Source organism: Nocardiopsis codii (assembly GCF_036327455.1).
GTDB lineage: Bacteria > Actinomycetota > Actinomycetes > Streptosporangiales > Streptosporangiaceae > Nocardiopsis > Nocardiopsis codii.
Genome location: NZ_JAUZMY010000030.1, coordinates 83,040 through 92,635 on the forward strand (window position 1 = coordinate 83,040; position 9,596 = coordinate 92,635).

The 9,596-nt window shown below is 74.1% G+C and carries 9 protein-coding genes; 1 reads left to right on the top strand and 8 read right to left on the bottom strand.

Annotation, left to right across the window (positions count from 1 at the left end):
* Positions 1 to 117: 117 nt before the first annotated feature.
* The 5 genes from Q8791_RS25330 to Q8791_RS25350 are packed head-to-tail and all read right to left on the bottom strand — an operon-like array spanning position 118 to position 4,700.
* Positions 118 to 894 (bottom strand): MBL fold metallo-hydrolase, encoded by a 777-nt coding sequence (locus tag Q8791_RS25330; RefSeq protein WP_330094312.1) that lies wholly within the window; start codon positions 892 to 894, stop codon positions 118 to 120.
* A 59-nt stretch (positions 895 to 953) separates the two neighbouring features.
* The gene (locus Q8791_RS31885) at positions 954 to 2,036 is read right to left on the bottom strand and encodes an ABC transporter ATP-binding protein (RefSeq protein ID WP_407942053.1); all 1,083 of its coding nucleotides are present in this window, start codon (positions 2,034 to 2,036) and stop codon (positions 954 to 956) included.
* Entirely contained in the window at positions 2,033 to 2,794 is a 762-nt protein-coding gene (locus Q8791_RS25340) for an ABC transporter permease (protein WP_330094313.1), read from the bottom strand. Before Q8791_RS25340 ends, Q8791_RS31885 begins: the two co-directional genes overlap by 4 nt.
* Entirely contained in the window at positions 2,791 to 3,651 is an 861-nt protein-coding gene (locus tag Q8791_RS25345) for an ABC transporter permease subunit (RefSeq protein ID WP_330094314.1), read from the bottom strand. The genes Q8791_RS25340 and Q8791_RS25345 overlap by 4 nt, the downstream gene beginning before the upstream one ends.
* Entirely contained in the window at positions 3,651 to 4,700 is a 1,050-nt protein-coding gene (locus Q8791_RS25350) for an extracellular solute-binding protein (RefSeq protein WP_330094315.1), read from the bottom strand. The genes Q8791_RS25345 and Q8791_RS25350 overlap by 1 nt, the downstream gene beginning before the upstream one ends.
* Before the next feature lie 388 nt (positions 4,701 to 5,088).
* Between Q8791_RS25350 and Q8791_RS25355 the strand changes: the two genes are divergently transcribed.
* Positions 5,089 to 6,102, top strand: coding sequence for a LacI family DNA-binding transcriptional regulator (locus Q8791_RS25355; protein ID WP_330094316.1), 1,014 nt, complete (start codon positions 5,089 to 5,091; stop codon positions 6,100 to 6,102).
* A gap of 198 nt (positions 6,103 to 6,300) precedes the next feature.
* On the opposite strand, the gene Q8791_RS25360 is transcribed toward Q8791_RS25355, so the two are convergent.
* The 3 genes from Q8791_RS25360 to Q8791_RS25370 form a co-directional block, all read right to left on the bottom strand.
* Complete coding sequence (locus Q8791_RS25360) at positions 6,301 to 6,861, bottom strand: TIGR03086 family metal-binding protein (RefSeq protein ID WP_330094317.1); 561 nt, start codon at positions 6,859 to 6,861, stop codon at positions 6,301 to 6,303.
* 40 nt (positions 6,862 to 6,901) lie between these two features.
* On the bottom strand, positions 6,902 to 7,429 hold the full coding sequence (locus Q8791_RS25365; RefSeq protein ID WP_330094318.1) for a hypothetical protein: 528 nt from the start codon (positions 7,427 to 7,429) through the stop codon (positions 6,902 to 6,904).
* A 408-nt stretch (positions 7,430 to 7,837) separates the two neighbouring features.
* The gene (locus tag Q8791_RS25370) at positions 7,838 to 9,325 is read right to left on the bottom strand and encodes an MDR family MFS transporter (RefSeq protein WP_330094319.1); all 1,488 of its coding nucleotides are present in this window, start codon (positions 9,323 to 9,325) and stop codon (positions 7,838 to 7,840) included.
* Positions 9,326 to 9,596: the final 271 nt, after the last annotated feature.

Genomic DNA, 9,596 nt, shown 5'->3' on the forward strand with positions numbered 1-9,596 from the left:
CCGGAGCCGGCCGCGCCTCCCGCGCTCCCCGTCCCGCGAGAGGGCGGGCGGACCCGCGCCGACGCGGGACCGGGCGGGCCCGGTGACGGATCCGCCCGGATCCGCGGGAGGTTCCGGTCAGAAAACCGTTCCGGGGACGGCCACACTGATCTTCCCGGAGTAGCCGCTCGCGGCGTGGGCCCTGCCCTCGTCCCACAGGGCGGGGCTGGCGAAGTGCGTCAGCACCAGGTGGCGCGCGTCGGCCTCCGCCGCGAGGGCGCCCGCCAGCCGCGCGGTCAGGTGCCCGTGACCGTGCAGGGCCTGCTCGTCGGCCTCCAGGTAGGTGGCCTCGCACACGAACAGGTCCGCGTCGCGCGCCGCCTCCACCACCGGCTCGCAGTAGCCGGTGTCGGAGGAGAACGCCACGGTGCGCCCGCCGGGAGCCTCGAAGCGCAGCGCCGCCGACGGCACGCTGTGGTGCGCGGCGTAGGACCGGAACGCCACCCCGTCCACCGTGTGGACGGTCGTCCCGTCGCGCGGCATCTCCCGCAGGTCCCACGACTGCGCGATGGGGCTGTTCATCGTCGGCAGGGTCGGGATGCCGAACACCGCGTCGAACGCCGCCAGCCTCTCCCGCTCCCCCTCGGGGAAGAACAGCGGGACCCGCGGCAGCACCTCGGGGAACGTCCACCGGTACGCCCACGCCATCAGGTCGAGGCTGTGGTCGGCGTGCATGTGGGTGACCACGATGCCGCGCAGGTCCGCCAGGTCGTGGCGCGCGCAGTACGCCAGGAGCGACCCCGGCCCCGCGTCGACCAGCACCACCCCGGTCTCCGTGCGGAGCAGGTAGCTGGAGGCGGGCCCCTCCCGGGTGGGGGCGGTCGCGTTGGATCCGAGGATCTCCAGTTCGAGCATGCGTGTTCCTCTCGTTGCCGTGGCCCGGTCCGCGGGGGCGGGCGGGCCGTGGGACGGGGTCAGGCGTGGGGGGTCAGCAGGGTCGCGCCGCCGGGGGCGACCGCCAGGCGCACCGACCGGCCGATGCGCGCGTCCGGGGGGACGCGTACGCCCAGGCTGCGGTCGCCGGCGCGCACGGTCAGGTGCACCGCGTCGCCGCCGAACTCCGAGTGGGTCACCTCGGCCTCCAGGGTCCCCTCTCCGGGGCCGTCGGCCAGGGTGAAGCTGTCGTGGCGCAGGAGCAGGCGTTCCACCCCGTGGCCGGTCGGCCGCACCGCGAGATCGCGGACGGGCACGCGCCACCGGCCGCCGAGGGCCGCGACGTGGTCGTGGTCGCGGTCCACGTCCAGCAGGACCGCGTTGGCCAGGAAGTCCGCGACGAACGCGTCGGCCGGGTCCTCCCACAGGCGCTGCGGGGTGTCGAACTGGACCAGGCGGCCCTCCCGGAGCAGGGCGATCCTCGACCCGAGCGACAGCGCCTCCCTCTGGTCGTGGGTGACGATCAGGGTGGCGCACCCGGTCGCGGCCAGCATCGACGACAGCTCCCGGCGGAGTCCGCCGCGCAGCTGCGGGTCGAGGGCGGCGAGGGGCTCGTCCAGCAGCAGCACGTCGGGCTCGATGGCCAGGGCCCGCGCGAGGGCCACCCGCTGGCGCTGCCCGCCGGAGAGCTGGTCGGGTCGCCGGGCGGCGAGGTCCGTGAGCCGGGTGAGCTCCAGCATCGCGCGCACCCGGGCCTCCCTGCGGGCAGTCGGCGCGCGTCGGGCCCTCAGCCCGTAGCCGATGTTGGCCGCCACGCTCATGTGCGGGAAGACGGCGTAGTTCTGCGGGACCAGGCCGATGCCGCGCCGGGCCGGGTCGAGACCGGTGACGTCGCGCCCGGCGAGGGTCACCGTGCCGCCGTGCACCGGGACCAGGCCGGCGACGGCGCGCAGGGTGGTGCTCTTGCCGCACCCGGACGGGCCGATGACGGCGACCGTCTCGGCCGGCGCGACGTCGAGGCTGATGTCCTCGGCGGCGACGGTGGCTCCGTAGCGCACGGTGAGCGCGTCCACGGAGAGACCGGACCCGGTGGTGCGGGCGGGGGCTGCGGTCTGGGTACTCACGGGGTCCTCCTCGGGGCCCATCGGCGAGCCAGGACGATGGCGGTCAGCACCGGAGCCACGAAGGCGATGAAGATCATCGACTGCGCGGAGGCGAGTTCGAGGCGCTGGGTGGAGTAGGCGTCGAACAGCGCGAAGGGCGCGGTCGGCGTGGCGGGCGGGTTGATGAAGAAGCTGATGTTGAACTCTCCGAAGGACAGCGCGAACACCATGGTGACCGCCTGGGTGACGGCGACCAGGCAGGCCGGGACGGTGACGGTGCACAGGACCCGGACCGACCGGGCGCCGAGGCTGCGGGCGACCCCCTCGTTGGCGCGCAGTTCGTCGTCGGCGAGCGCGGGGACGAGGGCCGCCAGGGTGAACGGCAGGGTGAAGACCAGGTGTCCCAGGACGAGGAGCAGTCCGCTGGGGCGCAGGAGCGGGTAGGTGCCCACGAGCGCGACGCTGAGCGCGATGCCGGGGACGGCCAGGGGCACGTTCACGAGGTAGCCGGTCAGCCTGGTCAGCGCGGACGGGAACCGGGCCACCCACCAGGCCAGGGGGCCTCCGACCGCCAGGTTGAGGAGCACGACCAGGACGGCGACGGCGAGGCTGCGCCCGATGACGGGCGCGAGCGGCGGCCACGCGTAGGCGAACCAGTCCAGGGTGGCGCCGCCGCCCCAGGGGCCCTGGGAGAAGTCGGCGCTGGTGGCCGCGATCAGGGTGGCCAGAATCGGAACGGCCACGAAGGCGCAGGTCAGTCGTGTGATGAGGCGTGTCATGACGCCACCGCCTTCCGGGCGACCCGGGCCAGGAGGCGGCCCAGGACCAGCGCGAGGACGGCCATGGCCGCGAGCAGCACGGCGAGGGTGGAGGAGGCGGCGAGGCGGTACCCGGTGGTCAGCTCGTTCACGACGTTGAGCGGGAGCAGGCGTATGCCCTCGGAGAGGGTGGCCACCGTGCCGTAGCCGCCCAGGGCCACCGCGACGGCGGTGCCGGCGGTCTCGATGGTGGCGGGCAGCAGCAGGGGGAGGGTGACGGTGAGGAACACCCTGGCGCGGGAGGCGCCCAGGGTGCGGGCGCTCTCGGTCAGGACGGGGTCGAGGGTGGCGGCGGCGCCGCGGAGCGGGCCGAGGACGCGCGGGAGCGCGAAGTAGACGTAGGCGACGAGGAGGCCGGGCAAGGTGTAGGCGAGCCCGGAGAACCCGTCCCAGACCAGGCCGAGGAGGCCGGTGCGTCCGGTCAGGACGATCGCGAAGAAGCCGATGATGATGCCGGGCAGCGCGATGGGCAGGGTGAGCAGGGCGTCGGCGGTGGCGCTGCCGCGCCCCTCGCGGTCTTCGCGTGCCTGGCGCAGGACCACGGGGAGCGCGATGGCGAGGGTGAACAGCACCGAGCCCCCCGCGATGAGGACGGAGTTGCCCAGTGCCTCGCGGACCGCGTCCGAGGACAGCGCCCGCTGGTAGTGCTCCGGCGTCGGCCCGCCGTCGGCCGGCGGCCGGCCCGCGCCCAGGGAGTTCACGACCATGACCGCGACGGGGTAGACGCTGAACAGGAGGATGACGGTGAGGGCGGGGACGGCCGCGACCCACCCCGGCGGGGCGGCGGTGCGGACGCGGTGCGGCTGACGGGTCGGCACTAGAAGCCGACCTCGTCCAGGTAGAGGTCGATGAACTCCTGCTGCCGGGCGCCCTGTTCGATGTAGTCGATGGTGGCCGCCCGCTCGTAGTCCTCGGGAGGGAGCACCCTGTCGGCGAGTTCGGCGGGCATCTCGCCGGTCACCGGGCGCATGTACCCGGCGGCGAAGAGGTCCTGTCCCTGCTGGGAGAAGTAGAAGTCGAGCAGCCGCCTGCCGTTCTCCTCGTGGGGGGCGCCGTCGACCAGGCCGACGATGTACGGGATCTGGAGCGAGCCCTCCTCGGGGATGACGACGGAGACGTTGGCGCCCTCGTCGCGCAGCTTGTAGCCGTTGAAGTCGGTGTCGACGAGGATGGGGATCTCGCCCTGCGCGACCTTGGCCGTGGCGGTCTGCGCGGAGGTGCTCGCGCCGTTGTCCCGGAGTGCTCCGAGGTAGTCCAGTCCCGGCCCCCAGTCGTCGAGGGAGCCGCCCAGGGCGAGGTTGACGGCGGTCGCGGCGGAGTAGCCGACGGCGGCCTGGGTGGGGTCGAGGTAGCCGACCTTGTCCTCGTAGGCGGGGTCGAGGAGGTCGTCCCAGCTCGTGGGGACCGGCGCACCGTCCAGGTGGTCCTCGTTGACGATGAAGGCGATGGTGCCGGTGTGGACGGTGGTCCAGGCGCCGTCGGGGTCCCTGAGCTCCTCGGGGACGTCCTCCGAGCCCTCCGGGACGTGGCTCCGGAGGACGCCCGCGCCCACCAGCTGCTCGGCGAAGGCGATGCCGGTGTAGGCGACGTCGGCGACGGGCGAGCCCTGCTCCGCCTGGAGGGCGGCGAGGGCCTGCCCGGAGTTCTTCGGGTCGTTGGGGGCCTCGACGCCGGTCTCCTCGGTGAACGCGCGGAGGACCTCCCCGTAGTTGCCCCACTCGCTCGGGGAGTTGTAGGTGATGACGATCTCGCCGTTCCCGGAGGCGCTGCCCGCGGGCGGTTCCACGTTCGCGCAGGAGGCCAGGGAGACGGTGGCGACGGTGGCGGCGACACCCGCTGCCACCGTGCGTCGGCGGGTTCGGGACATGGGGGTTCTCCGTTGATGGTCGGGCGGCCCCGGAGGGCCCGGGCCGGGGTGGGGAGCACCCCGTTGGTTAAACGATTCACCAGCCAGTTGACCTGCGGTGTCGTGATCCGTGTCCTGGAGGAGAACACTGTCGGAACCGGGAGCGACACGAGCGCGCCCACGCACCTCCCGCCCCGAGCGCCGGAACCGCGGCGCCGCCTCCGGCGTCCGTGCGCCGGGCGGTACCGTGCACGGGGTGCGGGGGCCGCGGTACCGGGCCGGGGCTCCCGGCGGCGCGACAGCGGTGCCGCACGGCGGAGCCGACCGGTGGCGGCGACCGGTCCCCGGAGGGTCTGCGGCGTCGGGATAATCGTCTGAGCCCCGCCGTGGGGCACCCGGAGGGAAGCACATGTCCAGTCCCCGCAAGCGCGCGACGCTGCGCGACGTCGCGGCCCGAGCCGGGGTCTCCGTCGCCCAGGCGAGCTTCGCCCTGAACGGCACAGGGCGGGTCGCTCCCGGGACGGTGGAACGGGTGCGCGCGGCGGCGTCCGACCTCGACTACCAGGCCGACGGCAGGGCCCGGGCCCTGCGCACCGGCAAGCGGTCGGCGTACGGGGTGGTCATCCGCAACATGCGCAACCCCTTCTTCCTCGACGTGCTGCGCGGCATGGAGGTCCAGGCCCACGAGGAGGGCGCCCTCCTCCTCATCATGAGCTCGGACTACGACGTCGCGCGCGAGGCCGCCGCGCTCCGCAGGCTCACGGCGGAGGCCGTCGGCGGAATCGCCATCGCCCCGATCGGGCGCCGGGGCCCGCTGTCGGCCTGGTTGCCGAACAACACCGACATCCCGGTCGTGGCGTTCAACTGCACCCCGGACCTGTCGGCTCCCGAGGGCGCCCCGCGGGTTCCCACGGTGGGTCCGGACGACGGTGCCGCCGTCACGCTGGCGCTGGGGCACCTGCGCGAGCGCGGCCACCGGAGGGCGACACTCGTCATGGCGCCGCGGGAGCTGGCCGCCGACTGGGGCCGGGAGGAGGAGTTCCTGCGGCGGTGCGCCGAGTGGGGCATCGAGGGGACCGTGGTGCGGTGCCCGCTGGACCACGCCAGTGTGGCGCGGATGGCCGCCGAGCGGATCTCCGCCGCGGAGCACGACGCGCTGGTCTTCAACTCCGATTACCTGGGCACCGCCGTCTACGACGCGGCCCGGTCGCTGGGGCTGCGGGTGGGCCGTGACGTCAGCGTGGTCGGCCACGACGACCTGCCCACGTCCGCCCTGCTGGATCCGGGCCTGACGACGGTGGGACTCGACCGTGAACTGCTGGGGCGCAGCGTCATGAGGTTGCTGCTCAACCCCCAGGAGGAGTCGGTGCGGCTGCCGGTGACGCTCGCCGTGCGCGGATCCGTGGCGGCCCTGCCCGTCTGACGCGCGGTGGACAGCGGGCGCCCGCGGGACCCGGGTCCGCCCCCGCACAGGAGCGGGCGGAAACGCCCCCGCCCGCGTGTGCGGCCCCCGTCGTCCTGTTCCACGACGAGGACGCCCCGTCCGGACACACCGCGCACGTGCGGCTCCGGATCGGGTTCGGGGCGTGGGTCCCGGCCGGGTCACACGCACCGCGGCGGGTCAGGGCCGGCGTCCGGTGAGGGCGATCAGGCGGTCCTGGACCGTGGCGTCGGGGCCGACCCGCACCGGCGCGTCGAACATGCTCCCCGGTCCGAAGTCCTGGTCGGACGCCCAGGCGTGGAGCTCCTTGGCAAGGTCCGGGTCGATGGACTCGTCCGCGCCGATGGCGCGGGCCAGGTCCCAGGCGTGCACCGCCAGGTCGAAGGTCATCTGCCAGAGGTAGATCTCGGCGGGCACCTCGCCGAAGGACAGGTGGACCGTGCTCTCCAGGGAGGACGGGGCGAGCCACGCCGTGCGGGCCTCACGGGAGACGACCGCCCAGGTGGCGGCGGGTTCCTCGCCGAGGTTGTCACCGTCGAAGCGGTCACCGACCTCCTCGATCCGCGCGCCGCCGAGCAGGGGCGGGACCCACAGCTGTTCGGTGGCGAGGTGGTTGACCAGGTCGTGGACGTCCCAGTCCGCGCACGGCGTGGGCAGGGCCCAGTCGGTGAGCGTGACCGCCCGGACCCGGCGGTCGAACTCCTCCATCGCGGTGCCGTGCAGGTCGATCAGGCGTGCCATGTGTGTCCCCAGGGTCGGATGCGTGCTCTGCCCGGGTCACCTACCCGGTGCGGGGGCGTGCCGAACCCGCCCTCCGACGGAGCCGCGAGCGGCCGTTCCGCAACGGGCCGGGACCGTCGTCCACCGCGGACTCCCCGTCCGATCCGCGGCAGGCGGCCCTGGCGAGGGCGAGCGCGCAGCCGTCCTCGATGAGGGCGCCGATCCACGGGGAGCGCCCGCTGCCGGTCCACCACCGCCGCCACCCGGCGCCCGCGAGCGCGCCGAGGGGCGCCGCCGCGACCGCGAGCACCGTGCTCACGACGACCGGACGCGAGCGGGCCCGCGCCAGCAGGACGCCGCCGGCCCCCGCACTGGCGGAGCGGGCCAGCAGGCTCGACGCGGAAAGGCGGCTGGGAACGGCGGGGGCCTTGTCCACGACCATCTCCCCGGCGACACCCGCGGCGAGGGCCACCCGCCGCAGACCGGACGAGGTGGCCCACAGGGGCGCGGCGGTTCCGAGCGCGGAGCGCGATCCCGCAGCCAGGCCGAGCATCACGGCGCGGACCGCGTGCGTTCGCCTCGTGCCCATGTCTCTCCCCCTCCGGCAGCGGCCGCCGTGCGCGGCCCCGTGCCCCGATTATCCAGGGGCGTTCCGGGGGCGGGCCGAACGCACCGCGGACGGCGCGGCGTCGGCTCCCCCGCGGCGACCTCCTGCCCGGGGACGCGGCCCCGCGTGGGACAGGGGCCGCTCCGGAGACGACGGCGGCCGCGCACGGGAGTCCCGTGCGCGGCCGCCGTACGCTGCCGGTGCCCAGGCCGCGTTCCGCGGATCATTCCGGGCTCGCGTCCCCCGGGCTGCCTCTCGCCGCGCCGACTGCGCTCCGACAGCCAAACCCGGGCTGACCTGCGCCACCCGTCTTGCGAGAGATGGCCCGGAAGCCGCTCGCGTCTATCGGCGCAAGCGCCGAGTCAACCGAAAGCATCCACGGAACACGCCCTAATGGGCGACCGGGGCGCCCTCCGCGGTGCCCGCCTCCACGCGGCGCACGAAGAAGGTCGCCGCGAAGGCCAGGACCGAGATCGTCGCGCCGAGGAGGAAGGCGATGTGGATGCCGCCCGCCTGCGCGCTGATCTCGGGGAGCCCGTCGGTGAGCAGGCTCGCCGAGCTGGCGGACATGACCGCGATGAACGTCGCGGTACCGGCCGCGCCCGCGACCTGCTGCACGGTGCCGACCACGGCGCTGCCGTGCGAGTAGAGGTCGGGCTTGAGCGAACCGAGCGCGCCGGTGAGCAGCGGCGTGAACATGAAGCCCAGGCCAGCGCTCAGCAGGACGTGCGTGGCGACCACGAAGCCCAGCGGCGTGTCGGTGCCGAAGAGCGTCATGCACCAGAGCACCAGCGAGACGACCGCGGCACCGGGGATGACCAGGGGGCGCGGACCGAACCGGTCGTAGAGGCGCCCGACCACCGGGGCGAGCAGGCCCATCGTCAGTCCGCCGGGCAGCAGGGTCAGGCCGGTGACGAGCGTGTCGTGCTGGAGCACGTTCTGCATGTAGAGCGGCAGCAGGATGAGCGTGCCGAACAGGGCCATGAAGCTGACCCCGACGAGACCGATCGAGATCGAGAACTGTCGCGAGCGGAACACGCGCAGGTCGAGCAGGGCGCGGTCGTCGCGCTGGAGGCGCAGCTGGCGCCACACGAACAGGACCAGGGCGACGGCGCCGCCCGTGATCGCGACCCACGGGGGCACGATGGCGGTGGCGTGGCCCTCGCCCAGGCTGGAGAACCCGTAGACGAGCCCGCCGAACGCGAACGCCGACACCAGGACCGAGAGGATGTCGATGCTGGCGTGGCGGGGCTCGGTGACGTTGCGGATGAACAGCGAGCCGAGGAGCAGGCCGAGCAGCGCGATGGGCAGGACGAGCCCGAACATCCAGCGCCAGTCCAGGGCGCTGAGGATGAAGCCGGCGAGTGTGGGGCCGACGGCGGGGGCGACCGACATGACGATGGAGATGTTGCCCATGGTGCGGCCGCGGCGCTCCGGCGGCACCAGGTTGAGCACGGTCGTCATGAGCAGCGGCATCATGATCGCGGTTCCGACGGCCTGGACGACCCGGCCGGTCAGGAGGATCCCGAAGCCGGGTGCGAGGAAGCAGATCAGCGTGCCGACGCTGAACAGGGTCATCGCGGCGATGAACACCTGGCGCAGGTGGAACCGCTGGAGCAGGAAGCCGGTGGCCGGGATGACCACGGCCATCACGAGCATGAACGCCGAGGTCAGCCACTGCCCGGTGGAGACGGAGATCCCGAGGTCCCTGTTGAGCGCGGGCAGGGCCACGCCCATGATCGTCTCGTTGAGGATCACGACGAACGCCGACACGAGGAGCAGCGGGATGACGAGTCGGTCGGCGGTGCGCGGCTCCGCGCCGCCGCGCTGGCCGGCCGAGTTCTCCTCGGCTACGGATGGGTTGGGCTGCCCGGTCACAGGTGTCCTCGCGTTGTCGTGTGGGTGGTCGGTCGTGGGAGTGGGCGGGGTCCGCGGGGGAACTTGTTCGAACCCACCCAGAGGTAGACCAACCTCCCACGGGGCCGGGACATTCCCGATCCGACACGACGTCGGCGGTTTCGTTCTGTGGGACAGGTCATGGGGCGCACGGGAACCCGCGGGAGCGGCGCCGGGAGGGTGGTCGGGGCTGCGCACGGCGGGCGGGGCTCCCCCCCCCGGGGGCCCCCCCCCCCCCCCGCGGTGGCCCGCG